The following is a 17474-nucleotide window of genomic DNA, read 5'->3' on the forward strand; positions in this document are numbered from 1 at the left end:
GATGTAATAGAGTAACAAGTCAACAGATATGTTATAAAATCACATGAACTCGGATCACCTTCCTGACGATACCGCGACGGCCTTCGCCCCGCACGATCACGGCGCCTGCCGCGATCAGGCGTTGCAGGCCGCTGCCGAACTGGCCGATCAACAGGGCGTGCGCCTGACGCCCGTGCGGCGGCGCACGCTGGAGATCCTGCTGGAATCGCACAGAGCGCTTGGCGCCTATGACGTGCTGGAGCGTCTGTCGGCAGAGGGCTTCGGCAGTCAGCCACCCGTCGCCTATCGGGCGTTGGATTTTCTGGTGCAGAACGGGCTGGCGCATCGGGTGCAGCGATTGAATGCCTTTGCCGCCTGCCTGACCCCGGGCCACCTGCATGCGCCCGCCTTTCTGATCTGCCGTACGTGCAACAAGGTGGCCGAGGCCGATGCGCCCGCAATTCGCGCTGCCCTGGGCGATGCAGCCCGGGCATCCGGCTTTGCCGTCGAGCGGATGACCGTCGAGGCGCTGGGCCTGTGCGACAGTTGCGCCGGTGTCGAGGTGTCCGCTTGACCGCGTTGCTGCAAGCCGAAAAGCTGACCATTCATCGACCCGGCACCGCCGATCCGGTGCTGCATGATGTGGATTTCCGCATTGATCCGGGCGAGATCGTCACCGTTGTCGGGCCGAATGGTTCGGGCAAGTCCTCGCTGGTGCGGGCGCTGCTGGGGCATATGCCGCTGGCATCGGGTTCGGTGCGGCGGCAACCGGGGCTGCGCATCGGCTATGTGCCGCAGCGCGTTCACATCGACAGCGCCATGCCGATGACCGTCCGGCGCTTTTTGTCACTGCCGCGCAAGGTCAGCGATGCAAAGGCCGCAGATATGCTGCGTGAGGTCGGTGTCGAAGGCGTCGAACGACGTCAGATCACCCAGCTGTCCGGCGGGCAGTTCCAGCGCGTTCTGCTGGCGCGCGCGCTGCTGCACGATCCGGAATTGCTGGTGCTGGACGAGCCGACGCAGGGGCTGGACCAGCCGGGTATCGTCGGCTTTTACAAGCTGATCGAACAGATCCGCCGCCAGACAGGCGCGGCCATCCTGCTTGTCAGCCACGATCTGCTGGTGGTCATGCGCGCATCGGATCGGGTTCTCTGTCTGAACGGCCATATCTGCTGCGAGGGCACGCCCGAACATGTCAGCGTTGCGCCCGAATACCGTGCCCTCTTCGGTGCGGACGCCGAGGGCACGCTGGCGCTGTATCGTCATCATCATGACCATGACCATGACCACGATCATGGTCCCGCGCAGGATCACCATCATGCTTGACGATTTCATGGTCCGCGCGGCGCTGGCCGGACTTGGGCTGGCGCTGGCCGCAGGCCCTCTTGGTTGTTTCGTGGTCTGGCGGCGAATGGCCTATTTCGGCGATTCGATTGCCCATGCCGCGATCCTCGGCGTCGCGATGAGCTTTGCGTTTGGGGTGTCGATCTATGCGGGCACGCTGGCGGTTGCGCTGGCCATGGCACTGACGGTCTCGTCGCTGGTCGGGCGCGGACACGCGATGGATACGCTGCTGGGGGTGGCGGCGCATTCCGCGCTGGCGCTGGGGCTGGTGGCCGCCAGTTTCGTGCCCGGGCTGCGGGTTGATCTGACGGCCTTTCTGTTTGGCGATATTCTGGCCGTGGGGCGGATGGATCTTTTGTGGATCTGGGGGGGTGCGCTGGCGGTTCTGGGCCTGCTGATCTGGCGCTGGCAGCCGCTGGTCAGCGCGACGGTGAACGAAGAACTGGCAATGGCCGCGGGAATCGATACGCGGCTAGAGCGACTGATTCTGGCAGCGGCTCTGGCCGTGGTTGTGGCGGTCTCGATAAGGATTGTCGGTGCTTTGCTGATCTCTGCCATGCTCATCATACCGGCGGCAGCGGCGCGCGGCTGGTCGCGCACACCAGAGCAAATGGCCGCAATCGCAACGGGGCTGGCGGCTATTTCAGTCGCGATAGGGTTGTGGTCCAGCCTGAGGCTGGATTCGCCCGCCGGACCGTCGATCGTCGTTGCTGCTGCGGCGTGCTTTGCCGTGGGGGCATTTCGTGCACGCGGTTAGGGTTATTGCGCAACAGGCCGGAATATCGGTAAAATCACAGCGGCCCACCCGCCGCCGGGCGTGTTGGCCAATATGCAACAGTGGGCGCAATCCCGCCGTGTGAATGAATTGACGCGGCTTTTCAAAGGTTCGGGTTTATGCAACTGTCACAGCGATGTTGCCGGAGACGGCATCTGTCATTTGAAACGGAGCATGATCATGACTAAATTTGCTACTTTCGCTGCCGCTCTCGGCCTGACCGCAACCTCGGCTCTGGCTGGTGGCTACGTTGCCCCCGTCGTCGAAGTCGAGCCGGTTGTCGTCGAAGAGTCGGCTGCTTCCTCGAACGCAGGCCTGGTTGTTCCGGCCCTGTTGGCTCTGGCTGTTATCGCAGCTGTTGCCTCGGACAACAACGACGACGACACTCCTGACGACGGCGACGGCGACGGCGACGGCGACGGCGACGGCGACGGCGACACCACCGCTACTGAGTAATCGTCGCTTCCCTTTGGGGAAACGTTTAAAGGGCTGGCCTTGTGCCAGCCCTTTTTCTTTTGGCCTTTTGATAGGGGCCGCAGGCATACGCAGTGGTCCGGTTGACAAAAAGGCCGCCCTGAAGGGGCGGCCTTAAAGATTGCTCAGCTGGCGTCCCTGTCGGTTCAGGGGCGCACTGTCTGGATGGTGATATAACCCAGCCCTGGACCTGCCCATTGGCGTGAGACAGGGATCTGGCCGCCCTGCACCATATAGTTGTTCTGAAAGCTCGCGCCGTGCCCCTCGCAGCTTTCGATCATCACGCCGGGATTGGGGCCGGGGGTGACGCTGCACTCAAAGCTGAGCGGGCGTTCCAGCCCGTCGCCCGCGTAATAGCGCAGAACGCGTGGGGCACTGCCTGATTGACGCGCCCGAATCAGCGATTCGGTCCCGGCCTCTACGACCGACAGATCATTGCCCAGCCCGCGTGTCCCACTCAGCATTCCGCCGCGCAGGATCAAGGCCTGTTCGCTGGGCGTCATGTAGGTGCGCATTCCGCCGTTCTCGCCGGTCATCGCCATCACCTGATTGATGCCTGACGATTCCATTCCGACCAGGATCAGGGGTCCGGGATTGACCCGCAATGCCTCTGCCGCCATCTGCTCGGGCGATTTGGCCGGCGCTTGGGGCTGACTGGCTGCGCGCCGCTCGGCGACGACCTGCCCAAGGGCTTGCCGCGCCAATCCAAGGGGCGAGGTGCTTACCCGGTCTTCCGATTGGTTGCCGCCACAGGCAGTCAGCAAAGCCAGCGAGGCGCCGCATAACAGGCGCATGTTCATGGTTCTGCTCATCGCCAGAATTTCCCCCAACCTTGGTAAAGTTTCTCGGAATGGCTTTCGCGGACAGTGTTGTAGAGACGACCGCTGACCCGCAGCTTAGAGCCACCATCGCGCGACAATGACCGGATGATGCCGCCCACGCGCTGTTTCGATGCCTGACCCGTAGCCCATCCAATCGGCAGTGAGATCGTCACGCCCTTGTCGAACGAACCCTCGCCGAAATCTTCTTCGCTCATGTCGGTCTTGGTCGCATAGGCGCCGACGCGCCAGCCATTCGCAAATTCGCGGGTGACCGATACCGACGCGCCGCGGTCGCCGGCCAGATATTGCCCGACTTCCAACTCGCCGACAAAGCCATCGCCGAATTCGTAATAGGCCGAGACATGGCCAGTGGTGACCTCATAGTCGCGGAACCCGAACATGTCTTCAAAGTCGCGCTTGCGAACCCGGTTGACTTCGGCCCCGAAGGCCAGCGGCGAATTCACCGGCTTCCACAGCGCCTCGGCCGAGACGCCGCCATAGGCACGTTCCAGCAGGCCGACGGTCACGCGGGTATAGATCTGATCGGTCGGCTTGGCGTACCAGGTCAGTGTCAGATTCGGGATGACCGGTTTGTTATTGCCGGAATACATGCGCCCATCCGAACGCACTCGCGGGACACCGCGCGCATTCACATCCTCGTCCTGCGCCAGATATTCCTCGGGCGTCTGGCTGCCCGGCCCTTCCTGTTCGGTCGAACCCAAAACGCGCTGCTGGATCGCGCCAGACAGCACGAGGCCTGGACTGATCGCGTATTCGCCGCTCAGCCGGGCACCGATCTCGTAACGGAAAGGTTCGTCAGGGTCGAAGAGCGAGGTCGACATATAGGGCCGCAGACCCCCTTGGAGCCGGGGATAAAGACCCGGCGTCGGCACCAGACCGGCAGGGCGAGGATCGGCGTCGCTAAGCACTGCAACGGAGGCGATCTTGCTGGCCTCGGTGTTTTCCAGCCGTTCGACATCGGAACGGCGCAGGGTCACCGAAGAGGTCGGCAGGCCACCCGCCGATGTGGTGATCACAAAGGTTTCGACCGAGGGCGGCAGTGCCCGTGTCATCAGCCGCGCGGTCCGGCCAATGGCCTCGGCGTGCTGGATATAGCGCTGGTTGCGGATCCGAACCTCGGCGCGGTTGGCCGACAGCGCCATCGATTCCAATTGCTGCCCTTCGCCGGCCAGAGCCTCGCCCAGTGCGGTCTGAATGGCAGGCTGCGCGGTCGGGTCGCTTGCCCAGACACCTGACCAGCCCTCGGGGTCGGCATTCTGCGCGGGGCGCGGCCGGACAGGGGCGGGTGCGGGCTCGATGCCCGACGGGTAAGGTGCATGGCGCGGGTTCAGCGCGACCGAGAACTGTGCGCCGAATTTCTTGCCGCCGATGGTGTAAAGACCAAGCTGGTAATTGTCGCGGAAGGAATATGTCGCGCCCAGATTGATCTGGCTCGAGGGTTCCTCTTCGCCCACGGCGGATTCCAGGCCGTAGGTCTCGGGCGAATATTCGGCCACGATGCGCAGTCGATCGGTTGCCTGATAGCTGATCGACCCGAATGCCTTGGCCGAGCCCCGGAACCAGTCGTCGGGCTGTGGCTTGCCGCCATTGCCGATATCGTCGCGCAACTCGCAATCGCCCGTCGTGCCTTGCCCGCCGGGAATATAACAGGTGCCACCCAGCCGCCCCCAGCCCACACCGGCGCTGACGCGCAACTGCGGGGTGATGGTTTTCGACGCAACCATGTATTGGGCCGAATAAAGGCCCGTCCCCATGAAGTCGCGCAGCCCGACAGCCAGCGCAGGCTGCCAGCTGTTCTCGTTTTCGTCCAGCAACTGATAGCGCAGATCGAAGGACCGGTCCCAGACATAGTCGCGGTCGCCATCCTCGATGTTGTCAAGGCGCGAATAGCGCAACGCGGTGCTGAGCCGAGGCAGTACCTGGAACATGACCGTGTTGCGCTGCCCATACTCCGAATAGCTGACCGTGGCGCCAATCGTCCCGTCAGGCAGCATTTCCGCCGTGGGCGTGTCGATCGCGCCGGGCAGGCCATAGGCGTTCATGCCCTGGCCGATCATGGGCTCTGCCAGCGCGGTTTGCCCGCCAGAGGTCAGCAGCAGGGCCACTGGCAGGGTGGTTGCCAGCAGGTGGCGGGACAGTCGCGATTTGCGCATGGCGGTAGGGTCTCCTGTCGGCATTTCGCCCATGTTAACGGGCGCGCGCGCCGGCGCACACCCCCAGTCTCAAATAGGCTATTGCCCGCGTCGAATGGGCAACAGGGCAGGTCAGCCCTGCTGGTTGGTCGCTGTCCCGGCGGTCGCCGCGGCAGCAGCAGCCGGTGCCGCGCAGCCGTTGTTCATCCGTCCGCCGATCTTGAGCACCGCCGTCATCGGGAAGGCCTCGCCCGACATGTCATCGACGCAATCGTCGCCGCGGATGGTCAGGGCAAAGACGCTGCCATCCAGCGTGCCGACATATTCGACGCCGTTTGCAAAGACCAGACGGCGCACATTGATGCTGCGCCCGGCAGGGTTCGCCGGCGTCTTGTAAAGGACGCTATCGCCCGCGGCCTCGATGTTCCAGAACGGTTCATTGCCGCGCGCGACAAAGGCCTGGGTGTTATAGGTCTCGGCCTGTGCCGTGGAAACAGCGGCCTGCGCGCCCCCTTGCACCTCGATGGCCTGATCCAGCGGCGAGACGGCCGGCGGCTGCGGCGGGCCTGCCGGTTCCTCGGGCTGTGCCTCTTCGGTGGGGGTCATGCCAAGGCCGCTGCGCAGATCGCTCATCGCGGCCTCATCGCAGGCGGCAAGGGCAAAGGGCAGCAGCGCGACGGCGCCAAGACGAAGTTTCATGTTTTCCGGCCTTCTTGCAGGGATCACTGTCGTGACAGCGTTATCAAAGCGGGACCCAATCGCGCAAGGTGGCTGGGAAATGACAGGCTGATTAGGCAGACCATCGCCCGATCCGCGCTGTCCGTGCAATAGCGGTCTTTGGGCCATCGTGATCTCGGCCGTGCCAAGTGGTCGTGTTACGCAGGACCGGTTGGCCCCGCTGCTGTCCCAAGGCAACGCCGATTGCCGTGCCCGGGCCGTTTACCCCGTGGGGAATTGCTGGGTTCTGTCACTGCATCGTCAGGAAACTCGACCGCATCGGGCAGCGTCAACACCGTGGCGCCAACGGGGCAGTGCATTACCAGGCGAGGTCAGCAATTGGGTACGTTGACGGCCAGCCCGCCAAGCGAGGTCTCTTTGTATTTCTCGCTCATGTCACGGCCTGTCTGGCGCATGGTTTCGATGGCGGCGTCCAGCGGCACAAAATGCTGGCCATCGCCGCGCAGTGCCAGGCTGGCGGCGCTGATCGCCTTGACCGCGCCCAGACCGTTCCGTTCGATGCAGGGGATCTGAACCAGTCCCTTCACCGGGTCGCAGGTCATGCCGAGGTGGTGTTCCAGCGCAATCTCGGCTGCGTTCTCGATCTGCTGGGGCGTGCCGCCAAGGACGGCGGCCAGCCCGGCTGCGGCCATCGCTGAGGCGCTGCCAACCTCGGCCTGACAGCCGCATTCCGCGCCGGAAATCGAGGCATTGTGCTTGATCAGCCCGCCAATTGCCGCCGATGTCAGCAAAAAGTCGTCAAGCGCGCTTTCAGAGGCGCCGGGCACGTGATCCAGCCAATAGCGCAGTACCGAAGGCAGCACCCCGGCCGCGCCGTTTGTGGGGGCCGTCACGACCTGACCGCCGGCGGCGTTTTCCTCGTTCACGGCCATGGCATAGGCCGACATCCAGTCATTGATCACATGCGGGGCGGTCAGGTTCATGCCGCGCTCTGCCATCAGCTTGTCATGGATCCCCTTGGCCCGGCGGCGCACGTTCAGCCCGCCCGGCAGGTGACCGTCCGTTTCCAGGCCGCGATCCATGCAGTCGCGCATCACCTGCCAGACCCGGCGCAGGCCATCGTCGATTTCGGCATCGCGGCGATAAACGCTTTCGTTCTCGCGTTTCATCCGGGCGATGGATTTTCCCGATTCCTCGGCCATGCGCAGCATTTCGGCGGCGCTGGCGAATGGGTAGGGCACCTTGCTGCTGGCATCACTGCGGTCCTCGTCGCCCTTGCGTGCCAGTTCCTCTTCGGTCAGCACAAAGCCGCCGCCGACAGAATAATAGACCTGATGAAAGATCACATCCCCCTGCGCATCGGTCGCCGAAAGGGTCATGCCGTTGGCGTGGCCGGGCAAGGCATTGTCATAATCGAACAGCAGGTCGCTGTCGGGATCAAATTGCAGGTCGGGCAGGCCCTCGGGGCTGAGGCGGCGGCTGTCGCGGTTGGCGGCCAGCGCGGCTTCGGCGGCCTCCGGGTCCATGGTCTCGGGGGTGAAGCCGGCAAGACCCAGGATGGTGGCGCGGTCGGTGGCGTGCCCCTTGCCGGTAAAGGCCAGACTGCCATGCAGGCTGGCGCGCAGCCCGTGCGGTCGGAATGGCTGTTCGCGCAACGCGCCGAGAAAACGCGCACCGGCGATCATCGGACCCATCGTATGCGACGAAGACGGGCCGACGCCGATCTTGAACAGGTCGAATACCGACAGGAACATGGGGCTTCTCCTTTGAACTGCGCGCAGTGTAAGCAGCGAATGGCAGGCCGTGCCAGCCGGAAAGCGACCGTTTGCGTGGGGCGCTGCGACCTTGTGTGCTTCTGGCGTTTGCTTAAATATTAGGCATAATGCCCGAAAAATGAACAATCGAGACGGATGTCGTTCGGGGCTGCCCGGCACCTGTCATACCCGGCTTGCGATCCGCCGGTGAACCACGCGAAGGAAAAGAATGACCCAGCCAGACCCCATTCATGTCGGCGATCAGCGCCTTGGGCTGCCGGTCTTTCTGGCACCGATGGCAGGGATCACCGATTTGCCCTTTCGTCGCGCCGTTGCCCGTCATGGTGCCGGGCTGATGGTCAGCGAAATGGTGGCCTCGACCGAGATGGTGACGCCGCGCCCCTCGACCCGCGCGGCCGTGCGTGCCAAGGCTTTGACCGACGGCGCGTTGCCGGTCAGCGTGCAGATTGCCGGTCGCGAGGCCGGGGCGATGGCTGAAACGGCGCGGATCGTGGCGGGGATGGGTGCGCGAATCATCGATATCAACATGGGCTGCCCGGCAAAGAAGGTGACGGGCGGTCTGTCCGGGGCGGCGCTGATGCGGGATCTGGATCACGCCCTGGGCCTGGTCGATGCGGTGATCGGCGCGGTCAACCTGCCCGTGACATTGAAGATGCGTCTTGGCTGGGATGACGATTGCCTGAACGCCCCCGAGCTTGCGCGCCGCGCCAGCGATGCCGGCGTGCGGATGCTGACCGTGCATGGCCGGACGCGGGCGCAGTTCTACAAGGGCCGTGCGGACTGGCGCGCGATCAGGGCGGTGGCCAACCTGCCCGACCGCCCGCCACTGGTTGCCAATGGCGATGTGGTGGACGCGGCTTCGGCGCGGGTGGCGCTGGAGCAGTCGGGCGCAGACGCGGTGATGGTCGGGCGCGGGGCGCAGGGTGCGCCCTGGCGTCTGGCTCAGATCGCGCATGAGCTATGGGCAGCCCCTGCGCCCGCGATCCCGCAGGCCGCGGCCTTGGCCGACGCGGTGGCCGATCACTATGAGGATATCCTGTCGCTTTACGGGGCCGAACTTGGCCTGCGCGTCGCGCGCAAGCATCTGGGCTGGTACGCCGATGCCAATGGTGCGCCGGGGCGTGACCTGTTGATGCGGGCCGCGACACCGGCCGAGACGCTGGCGTTGATCCGGATGCTGTTCGCGGATGCGGCAGGCGACGGGCAGGGGCGCATCGCATGAGCTGTGCGCCGCCGCCTGATTTTACTGCCTCAAAGCAGGGGATCGGCTGGATGGGCCTGCCTTTGCCGGCGCTGGTCCTGGATTGCAAGGGCCGGGTGGCGGCGCTGAATGATGCCGCCGAGATCTGGCTGAACCTGTCTCGCCGCTCGACTCTGGGCAAGGCACTGGAGGGCGAGGAGATGGCCAACCGGCTGCGCATCGACCCCTCGCTTGCACCGATGGCCGAACGCGTCGCGCGCGGCGATGAGGCGCTGTTTCAGCCGCATGTCTGCTTTCACATCGGTGATCGCGCGGGTCGTCACGATGCCCATTATGCCACGGTCCATGCGGGCCCTGCACCCGACATGCCCGACGGTGTGATGCTGTTGATCGCCCCCAGTGCCGCTGATGACAGGAACAGCCAGAACCGGGCCGTTCGCGGCGCGGCCCGCAGCGCCATCGGCATGGCCGAAATGCTGGCGCATGAGATCAAGAACCCGCTGGCCGGCATTCGCGGGGCGGCACAGTTGATGGCGATGAACGCCTCGCCCGAGGATCGCGAGATGGCCGATATGATCGTCAGCGAATCGCGCCGGATCGTGGCGCTGCTGGATCAGGTCGAGCGGTTCGGGGATACGACCGGACCAAAGCTGGGGCCGGTCAACGTGCATGACGTGCTGGAACAGGTGCGGCGCTCGGCCAAGGTGGGCTTTGCCAAGGGGCTGCGGATCCTGACGGATTACGACCCCTCTCTGCCCGCGGCGATGGCCGATCCCGATCAACTGATGCAGGTCTGCCTCAATCTGGTCAAGAACGCCGCCGAAGCTTTGGCGCGGCGCGGTGGCACGATCCGGTTGCGTACCTATTACGACCATGCGATGCGCTTGCCGCCGACGCCTGCCGAACCGGCGGGTCGAGCGCTGCCGCTGCAAATCGAGATCGAGGATGACGGTCCCGGCCTGCCCGAGGCAATCGCCGATCAGATTTTCGAACCCTTCGTGTCGGGCCGCGAGAACGGCACCGGGCTGGGTCTGGCGCTGGTCAGCAAGATCATCACCGATCACGGCGCGTGGCTGCGCGTGGACAGCCGCCCCGGCCGCACGATTTTCTGCATGTCACTGCCCAAGGCCTAGATTCAAGGATCGACACATGGACGGAACCGTTCTGATCGCCGACGATGACCGCACAATCCGCACCGTGCTGACGCAGGCGCTGACCCGCGCGGGGTGCCGGGTCCATGCCACCGGCTCGCTGGCGCAATTGGCGAAATGGGTCGATGAGGGCCGAGGCGATCTGGTGATCACCGATGTGATGATGCCTGACGGCAACGGGATCGACCGCATTCCGGAAATCCGCAAGCTGCGACCGGATCTGCCTGTCATCGTCATCTCGGCCCAGAACAACATCGTGACCGCGATCCGCGCGACCGAGGCCGAAGCATTCGAGTATTTGCCCAAGCCTTTTGATCTGCCCGATCTAATGGGCAAGGCGGGGCAGGCCCTCTCGCGCCGGCCACGCAGGACAAGCGACGCGGTGGATGCGCAGCCCGAGCTGCAGGGCGGCCCGAGCGATCAATCTGCCGATCCGGCCATGCCGCTGATCGGCCATGCGCCCGCGATGCAGGCCTTGTTCCGGATGGTCGCGCGGGTGCTCAACGCGGATCTGCCGGTTGTGATTTCGGGTGAGGCCGGGGTCGGGAAATCCATGATTGCGCGCAGCTTTCATGATCTGTCGGACCGCAAGGCCAAGGGGCTGGTGGTTCTCAGTGCTGCCGATCCGATGGATGCAGCCCTTGCCCGGATCGAGGCGCAGGTGGCGGGCGGATCGATCATCATCGAGAACCCGGCCAGCTTTGACGCGGCGGCGCAAGCCCGGCTGGTTGGCATGATCGAGACCTTCGAGGCAGATCCGGAACCGAGCCGGTCACCGCGCCTGATCTCGACCATGGGCGAAGACCCGCAGGCCGATCTGGCCGCCGGGCGGCTGCGCACGGATCTGTACTATCGGCTTGCCGGTGTGACGATGGCGGTGCCGCCCTTGCGGGCGCGGATCGAGGATATCGTGCCGCTGGCGCGTCACTTGCTGGCGCGTACTGCGACCCAGGGGCTGCCCGACCGCACCCTGTCGGACGACGCGGCGGCGTTGATCCGTGCGCATCCCTTTCCCGGCAATGTCCGCGAACTGGAAAACGCCGTGCGCCGACTGGCCCTGACTGCCGCAGGCCCCGAGATCACGGCGGCAGAGGTCGGTGACACGCTGGCGCAGGGTCTCGGAGCCGATCGTTTGGCCCATCTGGGCGAACGCGCGACCCCCGTTGCTGAACGCAATACGCGACAGATGCCGCTGGCTGCAGGGGCCGATACACCGCTGTCAGACGCGGTCGACGCGCATCTGCAACGCTATTTCGATCTGCATGGCGATCAGTTGCCGCCGCCGGGACTGTATGACCGCATCATCCGGGAAATCGAAAAGCCGTTGCTGGAGATTGCGCTGGATGCGACCGGCGGAAATCAGCTTCGTTGCGCGGATCTGCTCGGCATAAATCGGAACACGCTGCGTAAGAAACTGACTGATCTGAATATCGAGGTGACACGGCGGCGCAAACTGATGTAAAACAGCCACAGATGGCGATGCCAGAGTCACGGCATTGCAACAACGGTCGCGGAAGACGACCCTGGGATGGCGATGGCAGGAGTGGCGAGCAGCGCAATTCGAAACGGGCTGGGCGATAGTCGCAGACTAGAAGGCCGGGCGATGGCTCTGCTGTTGGGTTTGGGTGTCGTGCTTGCTGTCGCGACGCTGCTTGTTCTGGGGCCATTCGGCCCGCAAACCCCCGATTGGGCGCTGCGCCTTGTTCTGCTGCTGGATGTCGTCTGCCTGATTTCGCTGGCCGGTATGGTGACGATGCGACTGGCGCGGATGCTGGCGGCGCGGCGGGCCTCGGCTGCCGGGTCGCGACTGCACACGCGGCTGGTCGGTGTGTTTGCAATTGTCGCTTTGGTGCCAACCGTGCTGGTGGCGCTGTTTGCCGGTTTGCTGGTCAATATCGGGCTTGAAGGCTGGTTCTCAGACCGTGTGCAGCAGGTGGTGACCACCTCGCAATCCGCCGCTATTGCCTATCAGGAAGAGCATCGTCGCGACCTGACGCAGGACGCGCAGGCGCTGGCCAGCGTGCTGACCAATGCCGCGCGCAATGATCCGCTGATCGAGGATGGAATGCTGCGCAGCCTGTTGGTACAGGGGCAGGGGCTGATCCAGCGTGGCCTGCGCGAGGCCTATGTGATCGACCGCGCCGGCGATATCCGGGCGCGCGGAGAGCGATCCTATCTGTTCTGGTTTGAGGCCCCGACCGAAGAGCATTTCGATCAGGTCGATCTTGATGGCGTGACGCTGATCGAAGACTGGCAGAACAACGAATTTCGGGCTTTGGTCAAACTGTCGCCGCTGGCCGACCGTTATCTTTACGTCACGCGCGATGTCGATGGCGCGCTGTTCGGGCTGCTGGACGACACGCGGCAGACGGTGGGCGATTATCAGCAGTTGGAACAGACCCGCGGGCGTGTCCTGCTGGAATTCTCGCTGGTCTATCTGGGGTTTGCGCTGCTGATGGTCGCCGGCGCGATCTGGCTGGGGCTGTGGTTCGCAAGCCGGCTGTCGCGCCCGATCGGGCAGTTGGCGCAGGCCAGCGAACAGGTCGGTCGCGGTGATCTGGACGTGCAGGTGCCCGAACCCGATACGGGCGATGAGATCCAGACACTTGGTGCCAGCTTTAACCGCATGACCCGCCAGCTCAAGACGCAGCGCGAGGAACTGATCGAAAGCTATCGTTCCAGCGACGAGCAGCGGCGGCTGTTCGACAACGTGTTGTCCTCGGTTACCTCCGGCGTCGTGGGGTTGGATGCTGCGGGCGAGATCGACTTTCTCAACCGATCCGCGACGCGGTTGCTGCGGCTGGATCAGGCCCGCGACATTGATGCGCTGCTGTCCGAGGCCGTTCCCGAATTCGCGCCTCTGTTCGACCGTCTGACAGCATCGGTTTCCGAAACCGTGCAGGACGAGATTCGGCTGACGCGCGATGGCAAGGTCGAAAGCCTGCTGGTGCGCATGGCAATGCGCCGCGCCAATGATGGCGGGCTCGAGGGCTACGTGGTCGCATTTGACGATGTGACCGAACTGGTCAGCGCGCAGCGCATGGCCGCATGGGGTGACGTGGCCCGCCGCGTGGCGCACGAGATCAAGAACCCGCTGACGCCGATCCAACTGTCAGCCGAGCGCGTCCGCCGCAAATTCGGCGCCAATATCAGCGCCGAGGACAAGGCCAGTCTGGATCAATATGTGGATGTGATCATCCGCCAGACGGGCGATTTGCGCCGCATCGTGGACGAGTTCAGCCGCTTTGCCCGGATGCCCGAACCCGACCGCGCAGAGATCGATCTGGCGCGACTGCTGCGCGAGGCGGTGCTGATCCAGCAGGATGCGCTGAAGGATGCGCTGCAGGTCGATATCCCCGAACAACCCGTCATTGTGGATTGCGATGCCGGGATGCTCAGTCAGGCTTTCACCAATTTGCTCAAGAACGCGGGCGAAGCGGTTGATGAGAAAGCAGGCGATGCACCCGATGACTGGCAGCCTCGTATTGACGTGCAGATGATCGCCCAGCCCGACGCCATCGAGGTGCGCATCATCGACAACGGCACTGGCCTGCCGGCGGATCGGACGCGGCTCTTTGAACCCTATGTGACGTTGAAGGCGCAAGGCACCGGGCTGGGCTTGCCGATCGTCAAGAAGATCATCGAGGAACATGGCGGCAGCCTGTCCCTGACCGACGCGCCGGATGGTGAAGGCGCCATGTCGATCATCAGATTGCCGCGTGAACGACAGCCCGTGCGGCTGATGAGCAGAAGAAACAAACAGGAAAAAGAACAGGCAGGGACGGTATGAGCGATATCTTGATCGTCGATGACGAACGCGACATCCGCGAGCTGATCGCGGACATTCTCAAGGACGAAGGCTTTCAGACACGGGTCGCCGCGAATTCGGATGAGGCGGTGTCGGCGCTGAACGAGGCAGAGCCGGCACTGATGATCCTGGATATCTGGCTCAAGGACAGCCGGATGGACGGGATCGACATCCTGAAACAGGTCAAGCGCAACAATCCCGATGTGCCGGTGATCATCATTTCGGGCCACGGCAATATCGAAATCGCCGTCGCGGCGATCCGGCAGGGCGCCTATGACTTTATCGAAAAGCCATTCAACATCGATCAGTTGATGGTTGTCATCAACCGCGCAATGGAAACCAGCCGCTTGCGGCGCGAGAATACCAGTCTCCGACGCGGTGACAGCCGCCCGGCCGAGATGCTGGGGCTGTCGGCGGCGTTCAAGCGGCTGCGCGAGAACCTCGAAAAGGTTGCCAAGTCCAATGGCCGGGTGATGCTGACCGGCGAACCGGGGGCCGGCAAGGAACTGGCCGCGCGCTATGTGCACGCCAACAGCCAGCGCGCGAACGAGCCCTTCATCTCGGTCTCTTGCGCCACCATCGAACCCGAACGCATGGAAGAGGTGCTGTTTGGTCGCGAAAGCAGTGAACGCGGGATTGAACCCGGTCTGCTGGAACAGGCCCATGGCGGCGTCATCTATTTCGATGAAGTGGCCGACATGCCCTATGGCACCCAGCCCAAGATCCTGCGGGTGCTGACCGAACAGCAATTCGCGCGGGCCGGCGGCACCGACAAGGTTCGGGTCGATTTGCGGGTCATCAGTTCGACCAATCGCGATCTGGCAACCGAAATCGCCGCTGGCCGCTTTCGTCAGGAACTGTTCGACCGGCTGAATGTGGTGCCGGTCGTGGTGCCTTCGCTGGCAGAGCGGCGTGACGACATTCAGATGCTGGCGCAACATTTCATCGACGAGTTCAACCGCGACCAGGGACTGACCCCGCGCGAACTGCCTGATGAGACGGTGGCGGCGCTGCAGGCAATGCGCTGGCCGGGCAATATCCGCCAATTGCGCAATGTGATCGAGCGCGTGCTGATCCTGGCCGAGGATACCGGCGCGATTCAGCCCGCCGAACTGGAACCGCAAGGCGCGACGCCCGACAATGGCGAGGCGCTGAGCCTGGGCCCGCAGATCACCGCATTGGCCCTGCGCGAGGCCCGCGAACTGTTCGAGCGCGAATACCTGCTGGCGCAGATCAACCGCTTTGGCGGCAATATCAGCCGCACGGCGCAATTCGTCGGGATGGAGCGCAGCGCCCTGCATCGCAAGCTGAAATCGCTTGGCGTTGTCGGCGGGGTGCGCGTCGATGACGAGGTGGCCGTCGGGAAATGATCACGTTCGGGGCATTGCGCCCGGCCATCGGCTAGTGGAACCGATGGCCGGACGCCAGAGATAAGACCCCGAATGAACGTCCCGAGGCAGAACTGAGCAGTGCGGCGCTTCAATCGCGAAAAGGCGCAGACGACGACAAACCTTTCGCAACACTTCACGACACATGCTTCATCCGGTTTAGGGAAGGTCATGGGAAGAATGCTTGCGTCCAGGACACACCGCATCCGCCCCAAAACCAACCTTGTGGTCAGTCTCTGAGCGGCCAGTGTCTGCGCTGAATCCGGGTTTCCCCGGACGGATCGTCCCAAAGTCAGCATCTTAGCAACGCGGCCAGCCACACCGGGATGTGGGACGCTGCAGGTTCTCAGACCTTTCAAGGGTAGCTCATTTGCCGTGACCCATCAAGCGGCCGGCGGGGTTTCTCTTTGAAAAAGCTGGGAATTTGCAGCTTCTGCATACAAATGGGGCGGACTGCTCGCATCGCGCCCGATCGAAGCGATTGCTCATTGCCGTCAGTTTGCCTATTCCTTTTGCTCTGACACCAGGGATCGACGGGCTGGCATGAAGATCATCATCTGCGGGGCGGGACAGGTCGGTTGGCAGATCGCAAGGCATCTGTCGGGCGAGCGCAACGACGTCACCGTCATCGACAACAATGCTGAACTGATCCGCCGCGCCACCGACGCGCTGGACGTGCAAGGCGTGACAGGCTTTGCCAGTCATCCCGATGTTCTGGACCGTGCCGGCGCCCATGACGCTGATCTGATCATTGCAGCCACGCATTCGGACGAGGTGAACATGGTCACCTGCCAGGTGGCCCATTCGGTCTTTCAGGTGCCGCGCAAGATCGCCCGTTTGCGCAGCAGCGCCTATCTGGATGCGATTTATTCGGACCTTTATCGCACCGATCACCTGCCGATCGACGTGGTGATCAGCCCCGAACGCGAGGTGGCCGAGGCCGCGATGCAGCGCCTGTCCGCACCCTCGACCTTCGACGCCGAGACCTTCATGGGGGATCGGGTGCATCTGCTGGGCATCGCGCTGGAAGAGGATTGCGCCGCGCTGAACACGCCGCTGCGGCAGTTGAATGACATCTTTTCCAGCCTCAGCGCCATTGTGGCCGGTGTGCGCCGCGATGGCCGTCTGTTTGCACCCGAGGCCAATGACCAGCTGTTTGCGGGCGACCAGATCTATGTCTTTGCCGACCACGACGATGTCGACCGCACGCTGGAGATCTTTGGCAAGCCCACCGAAAAGCAGGAACGCGTGGTCATCATCGGCGCGGGCAATGTCGGGCTTGCCGTCGCGCGCGCCCTCGAGGCCCGCCCCGAACGAGTGCGCGCCAAGCTGATCGAACGTGACCGCCACCGCGCCGAAATGGCCGCCGATTCGCTGGAGCGGACCATCGTGCTGAACGGTGACGGCCTCTCGGCGGAACTGCTGGAAGAGGCCGCCGTTCCGCGCGCCGACGCCGTTCTGGCGGTGACCGATGATGACAAGACCAACATTCTGGCATCGGTTCGGGCCAAACAGGCCGGGGCCAAGCTGGCCATTGCGTTGATCAACGACCCGACGCTGGTGCCGCTGATGGGGGCGCTGGACATTGACGCCTATATCAACCCGCGCGCCACCACCGTTTCAACCATTCTGCGCCATATCCGTCATGGCCGGGTGCGCGACATCTATTCGGTCGGCGACGCCGAGGCCGAGGTGATCGAGGCGCAGGTGCTGTCGACCTCGCCCATTTCCGGGCGGGCGATCCGCGACATCGAATTTCCCGAGGGCGTGTTGATCGGTGCGGTGCGCAAGGGCGAAAAGGTTCTCAAACCCACCTCCGACATGCGCATCGAAGAGGGCGATCTGGTGTTGATCTTTGCCCTGTCGGCAGACGTTCCCGAGGTCGAGCGCCTGTTGCAGGTCTCGATCGACTTTTTCTGAGGCGCAG

General features: G+C 63.8%; 14 protein-coding genes. 10 read left to right on the forward strand and 4 right to left on the reverse strand.

The window, feature by feature from the left end; genetic code table 11:
* Positions 1-43: 43 nt before the first annotated feature.
* The 4 genes from CUV01_RS11065 (at position 44) to CUV01_RS11080 (ending at position 2554) form a co-directional block, all read left to right on the forward strand.
* The gene (locus CUV01_RS11065) at positions 44-553 is read left to right on the forward strand and encodes a Fur family transcriptional regulator (RefSeq protein ID WP_101460524.1); all 510 of its coding nucleotides are present in this window, start codon (positions 44-46) and stop codon (positions 551-553) included.
* Positions 550-1305 (forward strand): metal ABC transporter ATP-binding protein, encoded by a 756-nt coding sequence (locus tag CUV01_RS20360; protein WP_101460525.1) that lies wholly within the window; start codon positions 550-552, stop codon positions 1303-1305. The genes CUV01_RS11065 and CUV01_RS20360 overlap by 4 nt, the downstream gene beginning before the upstream one ends.
* A complete protein-coding gene (locus tag CUV01_RS11075; protein ID WP_101462033.1) occupies positions 1298-2080 on the forward strand; it encodes a metal ABC transporter permease in 783 nt (260 codons plus the stop codon). The genes CUV01_RS20360 and CUV01_RS11075 overlap by 8 nt, the downstream gene beginning before the upstream one ends.
* A 198-nt stretch (positions 2081-2278) precedes the next feature.
* A complete protein-coding gene (locus tag CUV01_RS11080; RefSeq protein ID WP_422385835.1) occupies positions 2279-2554 on the forward strand; it encodes a hypothetical protein in 276 nt (91 codons plus the stop codon).
* Between the two features lie 164 nt (positions 2555-2718).
* Here CUV01_RS11080 and CUV01_RS11085 read toward each other — a convergent pair whose 3' ends face one another.
* The 4 genes from CUV01_RS11085 to CUV01_RS11100 all read right to left on the reverse strand — a co-directional run bounded on the left by CUV01_RS11085 (position 2719) and on the right by CUV01_RS11100 (position 7978).
* The gene (locus tag CUV01_RS11085; RefSeq protein ID WP_232962196.1) at positions 2719-3384 is read right to left on the reverse strand and encodes a YjbF family lipoprotein; all 666 of its coding nucleotides are present in this window, start codon (positions 3382-3384) and stop codon (positions 2719-2721) included.
* Positions 3381-5567, reverse strand: coding sequence for a YjbH domain-containing protein (locus CUV01_RS11090; protein ID WP_101460527.1), 2187 nt, complete (start codon positions 5565-5567; stop codon positions 3381-3383). Before CUV01_RS11090 ends, CUV01_RS11085 begins: the two co-directional genes overlap by 4 nt.
* Positions 5568-5678: 111 nt before the next feature.
* Positions 5679-6245, reverse strand: a complete 567-nt coding sequence (locus CUV01_RS11095; protein WP_101460528.1) for a COG3650 family protein — start codon at positions 6243-6245, stop codon at positions 5679-5681.
* A 350-nt stretch (positions 6246-6595) separates the two neighbouring features.
* On the reverse strand, positions 6596-7978 hold the full coding sequence (locus CUV01_RS11100) for an L-serine ammonia-lyase (protein ID WP_101460529.1): 1383 nt from the start codon (positions 7976-7978) through the stop codon (positions 6596-6598).
* Between the two features lie 229 nt (positions 7979-8207).
* Here CUV01_RS11100 and dusB point away from each other — a divergent pair, with 229 nt between their 5' ends.
* The 6 genes from dusB (at position 8208) to trkA (ending at position 17467) form a co-directional block, all read left to right on the forward strand.
* A complete protein-coding gene (gene dusB / locus CUV01_RS11105) occupies positions 8208-9221 on the forward strand; it encodes a tRNA dihydrouridine synthase DusB (RefSeq protein WP_101460530.1) in 1014 nt (337 codons plus the stop codon).
* Positions 9218-10333, forward strand: coding sequence for a two-component system sensor histidine kinase NtrB (locus tag CUV01_RS11110; protein ID WP_101460531.1), 1116 nt, complete (start codon positions 9218-9220; stop codon positions 10331-10333). Before dusB ends, CUV01_RS11110 begins: the two co-directional genes overlap by 4 nt.
* 16 nt (positions 10334-10349) lie before the next feature.
* Positions 10350-11813, forward strand: a complete 1464-nt coding sequence (locus CUV01_RS11115) for a response regulator (RefSeq protein WP_101460532.1) — start codon at positions 10350-10352, stop codon at positions 11811-11813.
* A gap of 141 nt (positions 11814-11954) precedes the next feature.
* Positions 11955-14141 carry a sensor histidine kinase NtrY-like gene (locus tag CUV01_RS11120; protein WP_101460533.1) on the forward strand — a complete coding sequence of 729 codons (2187 nt, stop codon included), beginning with the start codon at positions 11955-11957 and terminating at the stop codon, positions 14139-14141.
* A complete protein-coding gene (ntrX, locus tag CUV01_RS11125) occupies positions 14138-15529 on the forward strand; it encodes a nitrogen assimilation response regulator NtrX (RefSeq protein WP_101460534.1) in 1392 nt (463 codons plus the stop codon). Before CUV01_RS11120 ends, ntrX begins: the two co-directional genes overlap by 4 nt.
* Before the next feature lie 561 nt (positions 15530-16090).
* Positions 16091-17467 carry a Trk system potassium transporter TrkA gene (gene trkA / locus CUV01_RS11130; RefSeq protein ID WP_101460535.1) on the forward strand — a complete coding sequence of 459 codons (1377 nt, stop codon included), beginning with the start codon at positions 16091-16093 and terminating at the stop codon, positions 17465-17467.
* The last annotated feature ends 7 nt before the right edge of the window (positions 17468-17474 follow it).

Source organism: Paracoccus tegillarcae, assembly GCF_002847305.1.
GTDB classification, from domain to species: Bacteria; Pseudomonadota; Alphaproteobacteria; order Rhodobacterales; family Rhodobacteraceae; genus Paracoccus; species Paracoccus tegillarcae.

Bases quoted from the DNA above. Each gene is read 5' to 3' on its own strand.
- CUV01_RS11065 (WP_101460524.1), top strand. From the start codon at position 44: ATGAACTCGGATCACCTTCCTGACGATACCGCGACGGCCTTCGCCCCG.
- CUV01_RS11075 (WP_101462033.1), top strand. From the start codon at position 1,298: ATGCTTGACGATTTCATGGTCCGCGCGGCGCTGGCCGGACTTGGGCTG.
- CUV01_RS11080 (WP_422385835.1), top strand. From the start codon at position 2,279: ATGACTAAATTTGCTACTTTCGCTGCCGCTCTCGGCCTGACCGCAACC.
- CUV01_RS11085 (WP_232962196.1), bottom strand. From the start codon at position 3,384: ATGAGCAGAACCATGAACATGCGCCTGTTATGCGGCGCCTCGCTGGCT.
- CUV01_RS11090 (WP_101460527.1), bottom strand. From the start codon at position 5,567: ATGCGCAAATCGCGACTGTCCCGCCACCTGCTGGCAACCACCCTGCCA.
- CUV01_RS11095 (WP_101460528.1), bottom strand. From the start codon at position 6,245: ATGAAACTTCGTCTTGGCGCCGTCGCGCTGCTGCCCTTTGCCCTTGCC.
- CUV01_RS11100 (WP_101460529.1), bottom strand. From the start codon at position 7,978: ATGTTCCTGTCGGTATTCGACCTGTTCAAGATCGGCGTCGGCCCGTCT.
- dusB (WP_101460530.1), top strand. From the start codon at position 8,208: ATGACCCAGCCAGACCCCATTCATGTCGGCGATCAGCGCCTTGGGCTG.
- CUV01_RS11110 (WP_101460531.1), top strand. From the start codon at position 9,218: ATGAGCTGTGCGCCGCCGCCTGATTTTACTGCCTCAAAGCAGGGGATC.
- CUV01_RS11115 (WP_101460532.1), top strand. From the start codon at position 10,350: ATGGACGGAACCGTTCTGATCGCCGACGATGACCGCACAATCCGCACC.
- CUV01_RS11120 (WP_101460533.1), top strand. From the start codon at position 11,955: ATGGCTCTGCTGTTGGGTTTGGGTGTCGTGCTTGCTGTCGCGACGCTG.
- ntrX (WP_101460534.1), top strand. From the start codon at position 14,138: ATGAGCGATATCTTGATCGTCGATGACGAACGCGACATCCGCGAGCTG.
- trkA (WP_101460535.1), top strand. From the start codon at position 16,091: ATGAAGATCATCATCTGCGGGGCGGGACAGGTCGGTTGGCAGATCGCA.